Genomic DNA, 14,633 nt, shown 5'->3' on the forward strand with positions numbered 1-14,633 from the left:
ATGCCGGATATTGTCGTTATGTTTTTCCTGCTCGGGCTGGTTGCGGGCCTGCTGAGATCGGACCTCAACATACCCAAGGCCGCCTATGACACCCTGAGTCTGCTGCTGATGCTGACGATCGGCCTCAAGGGCGGAATGGGACTTCACGGCCAGCTCAGCCTCGCACTGGTCCCCGAGTTGCTGACCATCACCTTGCTCGGCGCCCTGATACCGCTGCTGGTATTTCCGCTTCTGCGGACCATCGTCAGGCTGTCGCTGGCCGACAGCGCCAGCATCAGCGCGCATTACGGCTCGGTCAGCGCCGGTACCTTCGCGGTAGCCCTGGCCTACGTCGAAAGCCAGAATCTGGTCACGGGCCCGCAGGCAACGCTCTACCTGGTGCTGCTGGAGTTGCCCGCGATCATGGTGGGACTGGCCCTCTTTCGGCGCTTCAACAGCGACGATTCCGGCAAACACTCCAAAACCAGCCTGCTGCATGAAACCCTGACCAACCGGGGCGTGGTTTTGCTGACAGGCGGCGTACTGATCGGTTACCTCTACGGCCCGCTCGAGGGTGCCGCGGTCACCGATCTCTTTACCGGCGCCTTCAAGGCCGTGCTGGCGATATTTCTGCTGGAGATGGGACTCGTCGCCGCCGAAACGCTGCGCCCACTCCCGCTGGCCCGGTGGCGACTGCTGATCTTCGCGTTGGTGGCGCCGACCGCACTTTCGCTGTTCGGACTGGGCGCCGCACTGCTGCTGGCCCTGCCGGTCGGCACGGCGCTGATACTGGCCAGCCTCACTGCCAGCGCCTCCTATATCGCCGCCCCCGCAGCGATCCGCGCCGCCATCCCGAGCGCCGATATTGGCATGGCCATGCTGGCGTCGCTCGGGATCACCTTCCCGTTCAACGTCATCATCGGCATCCCGCTGTATCATCAGCTGATCACGCACCTCGCCTGAACGCGGGGTGCGACAGGCGACATTGGCGCAGAGCCGGCGAAGGCCAGCCGGCTATACGGCTGCGAGGCCACCAGCCAATCAATGAACTCAGCTTTACAAACCCACCCTGACACAAAAGCCGGCCAATTGCCGGCTCCACGCTGCATTACCACAGCTCACGGGCAATCCAGGGCATGGGTAATTAGTGAATATAATTCATCGAAACACTGAAAAAGCCTCGTTTGAACGGAGCCCTTGCAGCCGGTACTCTTGCGTCCAACTTAAAATGTATACAACCCAGGCGATCTGCGAAGACATGATCGCCGAGGAGGACACCATGGACTTCAATTACCTGCCATTCGATTTTGCTACCCGCACCAATCCGAACCGTCGCGAAACCGAGCGCGAATACTTCATGCGCCTGCTGCGCGAGCAGCAGGCCGAGCGCGCACTGGCCCGACGCCAGGAAAGAACCCGTAAAATCAAGTCCTTCGTGAGCAAGACCTTCGTCATGAAGCGTACCGAAACCCTCGAGACGCTGTTCAGCCGCTAAGCGCACGAGCGGCGGCGCAAGGGCTCCCCTCCGTCCCGAAGCGCCGCCCCTGCAGCCGGGGCCTGCTTGTCAGCCCCGGCGCTCCGACCCGACCGACCCTCCCCCGCCCTTCACCCAACGACTGGCGCCAGGCCCATACCGGCCTGCGGTGAAGCATGAAGCATCCCTGCTTCAGGCATCAACCCTCCTGATCCATCCCCAGCTCAGGCTCGGCGAAGAAGCGCTGCAACACCCGCGTCAGATCCCACGCATCCCGGGTACCGGCCATTTCCCTGATCGAATGCATGGCAAACTGGGGCACACCGATATCCAGCGTCCGCACCCCGATTTCCGCCGCGGTGATGGGGCCGATGGTGCTTCCGCACGCCATATCGCTGCGCACCACGAATGCCTGCACCGGAACCTCTTCCTGCGCCGCCAGATGCCGGTAGATGGCGCTGGTTTCGCTGCTCGTGGCGTAGCGCTGGTTGGCATTGATCTTGATAACCGGACCGCCATTGATGGAAGGTCCGTGGTTGGCGTCGTGGCGATCGGCAAAGTTCGGGTGCACGGCATGGGCGTTATCGGCCGAAATCAGCATCGACCGGGCGATCATCCGGTGACGCGCCTGCGGCTCGGGCAACAGCCGCTCAAGCAACTGCTGCAGCATGGGCCCCTGGGCGCCCACCGCGCTCATGCTGCCGACTTCCTCGTGGTCGTTGCAGACCAGCAGCGCCCCTTCGTCGGCCCCGGCACCGATCAGCGCCTGCAGGCCGATAAAGCAGCTGAGCAGGTTGTCGAGGCGCGCTGACAGCAGAAACTCCCCGTCAAGCCCGACCAGTGCCGGCGCCTGGGTATCGTAGAGCGACAGATCGAAGTCCAGCACTTCGGCAACGTTTGCCACCCCCTGCTGCGCCAGCTGCTGGCATAGCAGTTCACGAAAATCCCCCGTCTTGTCGGCCTGACCGATAATCGCCGGCAGAAAGGTCTGGGCATTGATGGCACGCCCGTTGTTCTGCTCGCGGTCCAGGTGGATGGCCAGATTCGGGATCACCGCGACCGGCCGCTCGAAATCGATCAGCGACTGCCCCAGGCTGCCGTCGTCACGCCTGTAGTTGACCCTTCCCGCTATCGACAGGTCGCGATCGAACCAGGGATTGAGCAGTACGCCGCCATATACCTCCAGCCCGAGCTGCAGATAGCCCTGACGGTGCAGCGAGGGATTGGGCTTGACCTTCAGGCACGGCGAGTCGGTGTGGGCGCCAACCATCCGCAACCCGGACTCGGCCAGCGAGCGCGCCGCCGGCATGCGCCAGGCGATGATCGACGAACCGTTACGGGTGGAGTAGTAACGCCCTCCCGGCTGCAGCGACCAGTCGTCGGCCTCGCGCAGTCGCTCGAAGCCCTGCGCCTCCAGACGGCGCGCCATTTCGGCTACGGCATGGTACGGCGTCGGCGACGCCGCGAGATATGCCATCAGCTCCTGATTGAATTGTTGCATCTTAAAGCTCCCGATTACTGCGTCATGACGTCCAGCAGTTCAACCTTGAAAACCAGAGTGGAGTTCGCCGGAATATCGGGCGATGGACTGGTGGCCCCGTATGCCAGCTCCGGCGGAACGTACAGCATCCATTCGCCGCCTTCCCGCATCAGCGACATCCCTTCCCGCCAGCCGGGAATCACCTGGCGCAGCGAAAGCTCGACGGGCTCGCCGTCGCTGTACGAACTCTCGAAAACGGTGCCGTCGACAAGGCGCCCCTCGTAGTGAACGCGCACCTTGCCGCCCGCTTCAGGGCTGCGGCCCACCCCTTCGCGCAAAACCCGGTATTGCAGGCCGGACGGCAGCGTTACCACACCCTCGACGGCGGCGTTCTGCGTCATGAAAGCGTCGCCGGCACGCCGGTTGTCGTCGTTGAGCGCCTTGTCTTTCAACGACTGCCGAAAGGCCGCCTCCTCGGGATCTTCACCGCAACCGGCCAGCACCGCAACCGACAGCGCAAGCGCCATCGCCAACCCGCCCGACTTCATCACATTCCTCCAAAACTCCGGCATAAACGCTTGATTTTACATCAGGTCGAGCGATGGCTACACTCAGAGACTGCTCTGGTTGAACTTGCCGGCTTTCTCGCCTGTCTCAAGTTTCACCCACCCTGGCCAAACTGGGACGCACCGAACTGATGCTCAACCGAATCCAATCCCTGCTCAGCCCCCTGATTCTGACCCTGTCGCTGCAGACCGCATTCGCCGCGAGCACCGCGCCTGCCGCACTGGAACCGGAGCCCATTCACCAGCAGACGATGACGGAAATCCTGGACTCGCTTGACCGCGAGCACTACAAGGACATCAGCATCGACGACCGCTTCTCGGGCTGGCTGCTCGACCAGTACCTCGAGGACCTGGACCCCAGCAGAAGCTACTTCTACGCCAGCGACATCGCCGAGTTCGAACCGCTGCGGACGACGCTCGACGACAGCCTCAGGAGCGGCGACCTGGAAGACGCCTACCGTATCTTCAATCGCTATCAGGAAAGAGTGTACGAGCGCCTGAACTTTATGATCGGGCAGCTCGAGGACGGCGTCGACGACCTGCGCTTCGACGTCGACGAAGCGCTGGACAGCGACCGCTCGGAAGCCCCCTGGATCAGCAGCCGCGAACAGATGGACCAGCTCTGGCTCAAGCGTCTGAAAAGCGCCGCACTGAGTCTGAAACTGGCCGACCAGACACCGGAACAGATCAGCGAAACCCTGCTCAAGCGCTATCGCTACCAGCTGCACCGCAGCGAACAGCTGAAAAGCGAGGACGTGTTCCAGACCTACGCCAACGCGCTGTCGAAGGGCTACGACCCGCACACCCAGTACTTTTCGCCGCGCAATTCGGAGAACTTCCAGATCAACATGAGCCTGTCGCTCGAAGGCATCGGGGCGGTGCTGCAGAACGACGACGAATACACCAAGATCGTGCGCCTGGTCCCCGCAGGCCCCGCCGAAAAGACCGGCCAGCTCAAGCCGGCCGACAAAATCGTTGCGGTCGCCCAGGGAGATGACGGCGAGATGGTCGACATCATCGGCTGGCGCCTCGACGACGTCGTCGACAAGATCCGCGGCCCGGCCGATACCGTGGTACGCCTTCAGGTGATTCCAGCCGACAGCAAGGACCGGCAGAAGCGCAAGGAAGTCCGCATCGTGCGCAGCAAGGTCAAGCTGGAAGAACAGGCCGCGCACAAGCGCGTACTGGATCTCGACTACAACGGCCAGAACTATCGCCTGGGCGTGATCCAGATTCCGGCCTTCTACATCGATTTCGCCGCACTGCAGAGCGGCGACCCCAATTACAAGAGCACCACCCGCGACGTGGAGCGTCTGATCCAGGAACTGCTCAAGGAAGACATCCAGGGACTGGTTATCGACCTTCGGGACAATGGGGGCGGTTCGCTGCGCGAAGCCAACGAGCTGATCGGCCTGTTTATCAGCCGCGGCCCCACCGTGCAGATTCGCGACCCCAACGGCCGCATCGACATTCTTGGCGACTTCGACGCCGACGTTGCCTACAGCGGCCCGCTCGCGGTGCTGGTCAACCGCCTGAGTGCGTCCGCCTCGGAGATCTTCGCCGGCGCCATCCAGGATTACCGTCGCGGCGTCGTCGTCGGCAGCCAGACCTTCGGCAAAGGCACCGTTCAGTCGCTGCACGGGCTGCGTCACGGCCAGCTGAAAATGACCCATGCCAAGTTCTACCGCATCTCCGGCGACAGCACCCAGAACAAGGGCGTGGTGCCGGACATTCTGCTGCCAAGCCTCTACAACGAGCTGGATATCGGCGAAAGCGCGCTTGAAGGCGCCCTGCCCTGGGACCAGGTGCGCGCAGTCCGCCACGGCAAGTTCCTGGGGGTCGAGAATTTCCTCGACAAGCTCACCGCACGACACCAGGCGCGGGTCGCGACGGACCCGGACTTCATGTTCATGCGCGAGCAGGTGGAGCACCTCAAGGAGGCCGGCGAGGACGCCCTCATTCCCCTCAACGAAGCGGCTCTGCGCAAGGAACGCGACGAGGCCGACCAGTGGCAGCTCGACGCCCAGAACCGCAGGCGCGCACTGAAACAGGAACCGCCCCTGTCGTCGCTGTCAGAGCTCGACGACGAACTGGAAAAGGACGAACTGGGACGCCCCATCAGCCCGGAATCCGAGGCGCAGCTGGCCGAAACAGGCCGCATCCTTCTCGACATGGTCGACCTGACCTTCAGCTTCTCCGCGACCGCCAAGCAGTAAGGGAGCCTCGATGCCCTCGAGCAAGAAAAACCTGAAACTGCTCGGCGCCGCGATTCTGGCCGCAGCCCTCGGCACCGGGGGCTACATCGCCTACAGCAGCATGCAGACGCAACACCGGGACAACCTCGAAGATCTCGAGCAGTTCGGCTTCGGCATGTCATCGCACTCCCCGTACAGCGAGTCGGTCGGAGAGCTGGGGGCGCTGCAACTGCCGGCGACCTTTGCCGATGACGAACTGACGCCGACGCAAAGGGTGATCTACGGCCTGATGCAGGACAAGGATCGGCTGATAGAAGAGAACCGCGCGCTGAAAGAGGATCTGGAAAAGCTGCGGCAACAGGTCGCCGAGCTCCAGGAGTACCGCCAGACCAACGAGCGCTTCGCACCGGAAACCTTCGACGAGGAAGTCCGGCGGGTCGAGACCGACCTCAGGACCTACCTCGGCCGCCTGCCCGAAGCCGAACGCTTTTCCAACCTGCGGATAGAGATCATGGCGGCCGCATCGGCGGAAGAATACCGTCGATTCGTGCGACAGCACCGACTGATGGTGGATAGCGTCGATCGCGACGTCATCGTCAACAGACAGCTACCCGGGTTCGCGTTCTGTGTCGGCGACGCAGCCGAAATCGCCACCAATTCGGCTAGCGAAGAGCGGATGGTTGCGCAATACCTGCGCGCGGGCGACAGCAGTCTGCTGACCGCACCACTGCGACGCGACCTTGAAACCGTACTGGAACCCTGCCAGCTGGCGCTGCGCAAGGCCCTGGAGTCAACGCTCTAGCATATCCGCCTGGCTGACGGCCGCGCACAGCGCCGTTCGGCCGGCCCTCAGCCGGGCTTTTTCGCAGCCAGACGCGCCAGCGCTTCGGCCTTCCTGGCTTCGGCACGGGCTTTCTTGGCAGCGGCCTTGGCTTCACGCTTGCGCGCCAGCTCGGCCTTCTGCTCTTCCTGGATACGGTTGATTTCTTCCTGACGCTGCTGTTCACGCTCCTGTTTCAGGCGTGCTTTCTCACGCAGATCAGATACGAATTCTTCGGACTTGCGGTCGCGTTCGGCTGCGAGTTCTTCGATTCGCTCACGCTTGCTGGCTTCGATATTGGCTTCAAGTTGCTGCAGCTTGGCTATCTGAGCCTCGAGATCGGTGTTGGTCATCTACTTCGGGTACACACTCTGCTTTGTTGATTCAGGTGCCAATTATAACGACATCTGACCTCGGAACGCTATCTTCACCTTGTCATTAGCTGTATAATACGCCTCCCTTATTGCGATGACCGGCCGCCCGTCAGCCATGGTTGCCAGCATCGCCAAAGTGTTAAACCTGACCCTATACAGCTGACGGTATAGAAAGCTCGAGCAGCCCCGATCAATGAAAGGGCCGCCGACTTACCATAGGACGATTTCATGAGCGAAAGCTTTGCTGAACTATTTGAAGAATCCCTGCAGAACGTAGACATGACCCCCGGCACCCTGGTCATGGGTGAAGTTGTCGACATCGACAGCGACTGGGTCACCGTGAATGCAGGCCTCAAATCCGAAGCCATCATCCCCCGCGCGCAGTTCCTGAACGACGCCAACGAACTGGAAATCCAGGTCGGCGATACCGTCAAGGTTGCCCTGGAAGCGGTCGAGGACGGTTTCGGCGAAACCCGCCTGTCCCGCGAAAAGGCCAAGCGCGCCGAAGCCTGGGAAGTACTGCAGACCAAATTCGAAGCCGAAGAGACCGTCAAGGGTTACATCAGCGGCAAGGTCAAGGGCGGCTTCACCGTCAGCATCAACAACATCCAGGGCTTCCTGCCGGGCTCCCTGGTTGACGTGCGCCCGGTTCGCGACGTCGACCACCTGGAAGGCAAGGAACTGGAATTCAAACTGATCAAGCTGGATCCGAAGCGCAACAACATCGTTGTGTCGCGCCGCGCGGTTCTGCAGGAAGCCAACAGCGCTCAGCGTGAAGAGCTGCTGGCTACTCTGGAAGAAGGCCAGGTCGCCAAGGGTTACGTCAAGAACCTGACCAACTACGGCGCCTTCATCGACCTGGGTGGCGTCGACGGCCTGCTGCACATCACCGACATGGCCTGGAAGCGCATCTCCCACCCGAGCGAAATGCTGACCCCGGGCGACGAGATCTCCGTCAAGATCATCAAGTTCGACAAGGAAACCGGCCGCATCTCCCTGGGCCTGAAGCAGCTGAGCGAAGATCCGTGGGAAGCGATCAAGTCCCGCTACCCGGCTGGCAGCAAGGTACCGGCTCGCGTCACCAACCTGACCGACTACGGCTGCTTCGCTTCCATCGAAGACGGTGTCGAAGGTCTGGTTCACGTGTCCGAAATGTCCTGGACCAACAAGAACATCCATCCGTCGAAGGTCGTTCAGATCGGCGACGAGATCGAAGTGATGATCCTGGACGTCGACGAAGAGCGTCGCCGCATCTCCCTGGGCATCAAGCAGTGCACCGAAAACCCGTGGATCTCCTTCGCTGAGCAGTACGCTGCTGGCGATCGCGTTTCCGGCACCATCAAGACCATCACCGATTTCGGTATCTTCGTGGGCCTGGACAACGATCTCGACGGCCTGGTGCACATGTCCGACATCACCTGGGAAGCCGACGCCGAAGGCGCTCTGCGTCAGTTCAAGAAGGGCGAGGAAGTCGACGCTGTCATCCTGTCCATCGACGCCGAGAAAGAACGCATCTCCCTGGGCATCAAGCAGCTCGAGAGCGATCCGTTCAGCGAGTACGTCCTGGCGAACGACAAGGGCACCATCGTTACCGGTACCGTCAAGTCCGTCGAGCCGAAAGCTGCCATCATCGAACTGGCTGAAGGCATCGAAGGCACTCTGAAGGCTTCCGAGCTGGCCGCCGAGCGCATCGACGACGCCACCACCTTCCTGAAGGTCGGTGAAACCGTCGAAGCCAAGATCACCAACGTTGATCGTCGCAACCGCAACATCAACCTGTCGATCCGCGCCAAAGATCAGGCTGAAGAGAAAGAAGCTCTGAAAGCCGTTCGCAACCAGGAAGTCGAGACCGCAGGTCCGACCACCATCGGCGAACTGATCAAGCAGCAGATGCTGAAAAACAACTAAGAACCCCTGCCTTCCGGGCAGAGACTCTTGGTCACAAAAAGGAGCGCTTCGGCGCTCCTTTTTTGTGCCGTCATTCCGGCGCAAGCGGGGAAGCAGTCGCTCCCGGGTGTATGGATTCCCGCGTTCGCGGGAATGACGGCGCTCAGGCGGGAATGACGGTGCTTACGTGGGAATGACGATGTGTTTGCGGGAATGACGATGAGTGTGCGGGAATGACGATGCGTTCGTGGGTATGCCGATGAATGATGGCAAGCAGACCGGCAATTCCCGGGTCACCACCAGCCTTTCGGCTCGCTGTAGGTTGGGGTCTAGCGCCGAAGGCGCGTAACCCAACACCGAGGGGGCCGGGAACGTACCTCGCCAACCGACGCCAATCGATCTCTACCGCGACCAACTTGACGGGTTACGCTCTTGTAGGTTGGGTCTAGCGCCGAAGGCGCGTAACCCAACACCGATCGATCTGTACTGCTATCGACTTGACGGGTTACGCGATGCCCACGAACAGCGCCAAAGGTTCAGACAGACGCCCTTGCACTGCCGGCGCCCATCCTCCGATCGCGGATCCGGTCAAGCACAGATAAAACCTAACGACTCAGGACTTACCCACTTCCCGGTCGTCCAGGATCACGTAATCGATCAGGTCTTCGTCGGTGATTTCGTTGTCACGGACCTCGTACCAGTCCTGCACCGACGCGTGCGCCTCGCGCACGCTTTCCGCACGACCACTGATCAGCGGATGCCACTCGGGCAGATCCTTGCCCTCATACACCAGACGGTAGGCGCAGGTGCGCGGCAGCCAGTGAAACTCGGCGACATCCTCGGGCCGCAGTTTGACGCAGGATGGCACCAGCGTGCAGCGGTTCTCGTACTCGGTGCAGCGGCAATTGTCGAGATCGAGCAGGTGACAGACCGCCGTGGTGTAGAACACCTCCGAGGTGTCTTCATCTTCCACCTTGTGCAGACAGCAGAGTGCACAGCCGTCGCAGAGCGACTCCCACTCCTGCGCCGACATTTCTTCCAGCGCCTTGCTGCGCCAGAACACCTCCTGCGCCACCTTCAACGCACCCCGGTTACGGGGCGATCCCGGAACAGGTCCAGCAGATACTCCTCCTTGGGGGGCGGCATCTGCAGGTAATACCCCTTCTCGTCGATCCCCGCCAGCACCTTTTCGACGTCGACACGCGCCAGCTTGCGCGAAGCGGTAACCGGCATATCCATCACATGCTCGGCACGGCCGAACATCTCGAGCAACGCCTCGGGCACCCGCTTCAGCTGATCGCGCTTGTCGACGTAAAGGTACATTTCATCCTTGCGCGAACTTTTGAAAATACTGCAAATCTTCATCGTTAATTACCGCTACTCACCCGCCCTGCGGGTGTCGTGACACGATGTCTTTCCATTGCCAAAGACCCGTGCCGGATTACCTGGCGTTAATGCATCCCATGCATCACACCCTAACAAACTCCTCAGGGCAGCGTAGGCACCCATGATGGGTTGCGCCGCGATACCATCACTGCACAACGGTAGCAGGTACCAGCGCGGCTCCACCCACCCTACTGTTCGAACTGACGCAACTGCGCCAGCAGGCGCTCAGCCACCACCTCGCGGCGCCAGCCCTGCAAACCCTCCGGCAGGTGGTAGTCGCCAGCTTCGTCCCGCGAACGCACCAGCGCCTCCAGGTCGCGCTTGCGCAGCAGCACTTCCGGCGCCATATCGAGCTGCTGCGCGCATTCGCGCGCAATCGCCTTGAGCCGCTTGAGGCGCTTGTTCCAGATCACGTGCAAGGGCTTCGGGATCGGTTCGACCGGCCGCTGCCCCTGCTCCAGCACGGCGCGCTGCAGCACTTCGAGAATGGCCTGACCGTCCTCGCGCACCACCCGCCGCTTGAGTTCGGGCACCCGGGTCAGCTCATCCAGATTGCGCGGCCAGCGATTGATGATCTCGAGCAACTGCTGGTTGCGCAACACCCGGTTGCGCGGCACATCCCGCTCCCGGCAGACCTGCTCACGCCAGGCTGCCAGGTCGCGCAGCGCCGCCATTTTGTGCGGCGGCACTGCGGCCATCTGACTGAAACGCAGATAATAGCGCCAGCCTTCCGGATCCCGGTCGACAGCGTTGTCGAGCAGCGCCTCCATCTCCTCGGCCAGCCAGGCGGTCATACCCCGGCGTTCCAGCTCCTGCCGCTGCTGCAGGCAGACCGCCGGAAGATAGGCCACATCCAGCGCCGCATAGCGCTCCTGCTCCTGCGTCAACGGTCGCTGCAACCAGTCGGAGGTCGTCTCCGCCTTGCCCATCTGCACCCCCAGCGCGTGCTCCAGCATGCGCTGCAGCCCCATGGTAAAGCCCCAGCCGACATAGGCTCCGGCCACCTGGGTGTCGAACAGCGGCCGCGGCAGTACACCAAGGCTGTGCAGAAAGAGCTCGAGGTCCTCGGAACTCGCATGCAGCACTTTCAACACCGACTCGTCGGTGAAAAGCGCCGCCAGCGGCGCGAAATCCCCGATCGAAAGCGGATCGATCAGGTAGCAGCGCTTGTCGTCCGCCAGCTGAATCAGCCCCGGAATCGGGTAGAAAGTATCGACCCGCTGAAACTCCGTATCCAGCGCCACCATCGGCAGCGTGCGCCAGTACTGGCAGAGCCGCGCCAGGTCGCCATCGGTATCGACCCGCACCGGTTGCTGTGCGGCCCGCTCCAGAAGCTGCCAGTCGTATCCATTCGTTTCGGTCATGCCTACCTCAGATCAGGCTGCGCCGTCCGGCCAGCGCGTGGGCCAGGGTACCGCCGTCGATAAACTCGAGCTCACCACCCACCGGCACGCCATGGGCAATCCGACTGACACGGATACCCATCTCCCGCACCTGCTCGGCGATATAGTGCGCCGTGGCCTCCCCTTCGACGGTGGGATTGGTCGCCAGGATCACCTCCTTGACCTCGCCGACGTCGAGACGGTCGAGCAGCCGGTCGATGCCCAGATCTTCCGGACCGACACCATCGATCGGCGAGAGATGCCCCTTGAGCACGAAGTAATAGCCGCCAAAGCCTCCGGTCTGCTCGATGGCCAGCATGTCGACAGGCGACTCCAGCACGCACAGCAGCGAAGGGTCGCGGCTTTTAGATGCACAGACGGCGCACAGCGGATCCTCCGACAGGGTGCGGCAGCGTTCGCATTCGCCGACTTTTTCGACCGCCTCGCGCAGCGCGCCGGCGAGCTCCAGCGCCGCCTCGCGATCGTGCTCCAGCAGATGCAGCGCCATGCGCTGCGCCGACTTGGGCCCGACACCGGGCAGACAGCGCAGCGCCTTGATCAACTGCTGAATCAGGGGACTGAAGGACATGGCGTCAGAACGGCATGTTGAAACCCGGCGGCAATTGCATGCCGGAGGTTACCTTGGCCATCTTTTCCTTGGTGCTGGTTTCGACCTTGCGCACCGCATCGTTGACGGCGGCTGCCACCAGGTCCTCGAGAATTTCCTTGTCCTCTCCCATCAGGCTGTCGTCGAGGGAGATGCGCTTGACGTCGTGACGACCGTTCATCACCACCTGCACGAGACCGGCGCCGGACTCGCCGGTCACTTCGGCACGCGCAATCTCTTCCTGCACCCGCTGCATATCTTCCTGCATTTTCTGGGCCTGCTTCATCAGGTTGCCCATGCCTTTCATCATTTCACTTTCCTCTCACTATTGATCTGCTTCGACCGGGATAACGCTTTCCAGGTCGATACTGGCGTCGAACTGAGACAGCACCGCCTGCACCAACGGGTCCTGCTCGATAGCGCGAACCGCCTGCGCCTGACGTTCCTGACGCTTGCGCAGCTGGTACTGGTGCGGCGTTTCGAAGCGCTGGACGCCAACCTCGAATTCTACCTCAACTGAGGGATCAAAATAATCGCGCAGCGCCTGACGGATACGATCCCGCTGCGTTTCGCTCAGCAGCGCTTCCTGCTGCGCCGTATAGTGGAAGCGCAACACCCCGCCCTGCACCGAGTCGAGCGAAAGGTTCGCCACCAGGCTTGCGGTCATGCCGCTAAGGCCCAGGCCGTGACATAGCGCGACCCAATCCTCGGCACGCAGCCGCTCCAGCACCAGCCGCTCCGACTGCGGCGCAGGATCAGGGGCGTCGACAGCAGGCCCCGCGGGCGCCGGCGCAGTCTCGACTTGCGCCGGTGGCGCTGCGGCGGCAGGCACCCCGGGCACCGCATCAGGCCGGCGCGCCTCGGTTACAGGCGCAGACGGAGGCGGTTCAGGCTTTTTTCCGCCAGCCACTCCCGGGGCTTCGCCCTCATCATAAGCCGGGATATCAGCTTCGTCATACTCAGGTGGCGCCGGCGGCAGATCAGGAACAGATTGCGCCCCTGGGCCGCTATCCAGCTCCCAGGGCGGCGGATCGGAATCCGGGATTGCGGGCGCCGGCACTTCAGGCGCCGCTTCAGCCCTGCCTTCGGACGCAGGCTGACGGGGCGGATGCATCGGTACAGGCTTCGATAGACCGACGTCCGGCGCAGGCTGCTGCGCCGCGGGCGCCGGCTTCGATAGACCGGCAGCGGGCGCAGACGCCTGCGCGACAGGGGCAGGCTTCGCCTCCGGCGTCACGGACGCCGACAGCGCAGGCGCGCCCCCGGGCTCTGCGTCCGCGGGACGAAACGCCAGCATGCGCAGCAGCACCATTTCCAGCCCCTCGCGACCATCCGGCACGAAAGGCAGATCACGCCGCCCCATCAGCGCGATCTGGTAATAAAGCTGCACATCCTCGGCCGTCAGCGACTGCGCCAGCGCCAGTACCTGCTCAAGATCCCCAAGGCTGTTGTCAGCCGCGTCGGGAAGCACCTGGGCAATGGCAATGCGGTGCAGCAGACTGATCAGATCGCCGAGCACGCTGGCGTAATCCGGTGAGAAGCGAGCCAGTTCCTCGACCGCCGCCAGCAGCGTCTTCGGGTCCTGGGCCGCCAGGCTTTCCACCAGCCGGTACACCAGCCGCTGATCGATGGTACCCAGCATCGCCTGAACATCGGCGGCGGTGACCTGCCCTGCGCCGAACGCGATCGCCTGATCGGTCAGGCTCATGGCGTCGCGCATCGAACCGTCCGCCGAGCGCGCCAGCTGCCACAGCGCCGGCTCCTCGTAGGCAATATTCTCCTGCCCGAGGACAAACTGCAGATGCTCGACGATCCGCTCGGGAATAAGGTTCTTGAGGTTGAACTGCAGACAGCGGGACAGGATCGTCACCGGCAGCTTCTGCGGGTCGGTGGTCGCCAACAGGAACTTGACGTGCGGCGGCGGCTCCTCCAGCGTCTTCAGCAGCGCATTGAAGGAATGCGTGGACAGCATGTGCACCTCGTCTATCAGGTACACCTTGTAGCGGCCATGGGTCGGCGCGTACTGGACATTTTCCAGCAGCTCCCGCGTATCCTCCACCTTGGTGCGGGATGCGGCGTCCACCTCGATCAGATCGACGAAGCGCCCCTCGGCAATTTCACGGCAGGCGCTACACTGGCCGCAGGGGTCTGACGACACGCCGGTTTCGCAGTTGAGCGATTTGGCGAACAGCCGGGCAATGGACGTCTTGCCCACGCCACGCGTGCCGGTAAAGAGATAGGCATGATGCAGGCGGTCGTCGTCCAGCGCGTTCACCAGCGCCTTCAGCACGTGCTCCTGCCCCACCATCTCCTGGAATCGTTTCGGGCGCCATTTCCGCGCCAGAACCTGATAGCTCATCGTAGCCCTGATACCGACTTCTGTAGATTGGCGCCTATGCTACCGGCTGGGACGCCGCCATGCCAGCGAATAACGGCGCCGCAGGCGCGTATAGCCCGCCGCGGGGTTGAGATTTAGCAAGCCA

The 14,633-nt window shown here is 62.4% G+C and carries 14 protein-coding genes; 5 read left to right on the forward strand and 9 right to left on the reverse strand.

What is annotated here, in order from left to right; translation table 11 throughout:
• Positions 1–942, forward strand: coding sequence for a sodium-dependent bicarbonate transport family permease (locus IEX85_RS08335; protein ID WP_188860521.1), 942 nt, complete (start codon positions 1–3; stop codon positions 940–942).
• Between the two features lie 265 nt (positions 943–1,207).
• On the forward strand, positions 1,208–1,474 hold the full coding sequence (locus tag IEX85_RS08340; protein WP_188860134.1) for a hypothetical protein: 267 nt from the start codon (positions 1,208–1,210) through the stop codon (positions 1,472–1,474).
• A gap of 178 nt (positions 1,475–1,652) precedes the next feature.
• Here IEX85_RS08340 and IEX85_RS08345 read toward each other — a convergent pair whose 3' ends face one another.
• Both IEX85_RS08345 and IEX85_RS08350 read right to left on the reverse strand, forming a co-directional pair.
• On the reverse strand, positions 1,653–2,954 hold the full coding sequence (locus tag IEX85_RS08345; protein WP_188860135.1) for a M18 family aminopeptidase: 1,302 nt from the start codon (positions 2,952–2,954) through the stop codon (positions 1,653–1,655).
• A 14-nt stretch (positions 2,955–2,968) separates the two neighbouring features.
• The gene (locus tag IEX85_RS08350; protein WP_229721844.1) at positions 2,969–3,481 is read right to left on the reverse strand and encodes an FKBP-type peptidyl-prolyl cis-trans isomerase; all 513 of its coding nucleotides are present in this window, start codon (positions 3,479–3,481) and stop codon (positions 2,969–2,971) included.
• Between the two features lie 149 nt (positions 3,482–3,630).
• Between IEX85_RS08350 and IEX85_RS08355 the strand changes: the two genes are divergently transcribed.
• Both IEX85_RS08355 and IEX85_RS08360 read left to right on the forward strand, forming a co-directional pair.
• Entirely contained in the window at positions 3,631–5,715 is a 2,085-nt protein-coding gene (locus IEX85_RS08355) for a carboxy terminal-processing peptidase (protein ID WP_188860136.1), read from the forward strand.
• Positions 5,716–5,725: 10 nt separating this feature from the next.
• A complete protein-coding gene (locus IEX85_RS08360; RefSeq protein WP_188860137.1) occupies positions 5,726–6,496 on the forward strand; it encodes a hypothetical protein in 771 nt (256 codons plus the stop codon).
• Positions 6,497–6,543: 47 nt separating this feature from the next.
• On the opposite strand, the gene IEX85_RS08365 is transcribed toward IEX85_RS08360, so the two are convergent.
• Positions 6,544–6,867, reverse strand: a complete 324-nt coding sequence (locus tag IEX85_RS08365) for a hypothetical protein (RefSeq protein ID WP_188860138.1) — start codon at positions 6,865–6,867, stop codon at positions 6,544–6,546.
• Positions 6,868–7,116: 249 nt separating this feature from the next.
• On the opposite strand from IEX85_RS08365, the gene rpsA reads away from it, so the two are divergent.
• A complete protein-coding gene (gene rpsA / locus IEX85_RS08370) occupies positions 7,117–8,796 on the forward strand; it encodes a 30S ribosomal protein S1 (RefSeq protein ID WP_188860139.1) in 1,680 nt (559 codons plus the stop codon).
• Between the two features lie 592 nt (positions 8,797–9,388).
• On the opposite strand, the gene IEX85_RS08375 is transcribed toward rpsA, so the two are convergent.
• From IEX85_RS08375 to dnaX, 6 genes are all read right to left on the reverse strand, one after another.
• Positions 9,389–9,850 carry a YcgN family cysteine cluster protein gene (locus IEX85_RS08375; RefSeq protein ID WP_188860140.1) on the reverse strand — a complete coding sequence of 154 codons (462 nt, stop codon included), beginning with the start codon at positions 9,848–9,850 and terminating at the stop codon, positions 9,389–9,391.
• A 2-nt stretch (positions 9,851–9,852) separates the two neighbouring features.
• On the reverse strand, positions 9,853–10,140 hold the full coding sequence (locus tag IEX85_RS08380; protein ID WP_188860141.1) for a YcgL domain-containing protein: 288 nt from the start codon (positions 10,138–10,140) through the stop codon (positions 9,853–9,855).
• A gap of 209 nt (positions 10,141–10,349) precedes the next feature.
• Positions 10,350–11,525, reverse strand: a complete 1,176-nt coding sequence (rnd, locus tag IEX85_RS08385; RefSeq protein ID WP_188860142.1) for a ribonuclease D — start codon at positions 11,523–11,525, stop codon at positions 10,350–10,352.
• Between the two features lie 7 nt (positions 11,526–11,532).
• On the reverse strand, positions 11,533–12,132 hold the full coding sequence (gene recR, locus IEX85_RS08390) for a recombination mediator RecR (RefSeq protein ID WP_188860143.1): 600 nt from the start codon (positions 12,130–12,132) through the stop codon (positions 11,533–11,535).
• Positions 12,133–12,136: 4 nt separating this feature from the next.
• Entirely contained in the window at positions 12,137–12,460 is a 324-nt protein-coding gene (locus IEX85_RS08395) for a YbaB/EbfC family nucleoid-associated protein (RefSeq protein ID WP_188860144.1), read from the reverse strand.
• Between the two features lie 15 nt (positions 12,461–12,475).
• Entirely contained in the window at positions 12,476–14,509 is a 2,034-nt protein-coding gene (gene dnaX / locus IEX85_RS08400) for a DNA polymerase III subunit gamma/tau (protein ID WP_188860145.1), read from the reverse strand.
• Positions 14,510–14,633: the final 124 nt, after the last annotated feature.

Source organism: Marinobacterium nitratireducens, assembly GCF_014645375.1.
In the GTDB taxonomy this organism is placed as follows: Bacteria; Pseudomonadota; Gammaproteobacteria; order Pseudomonadales; family Balneatricaceae; genus Marinobacterium_A; species Marinobacterium_A nitratireducens.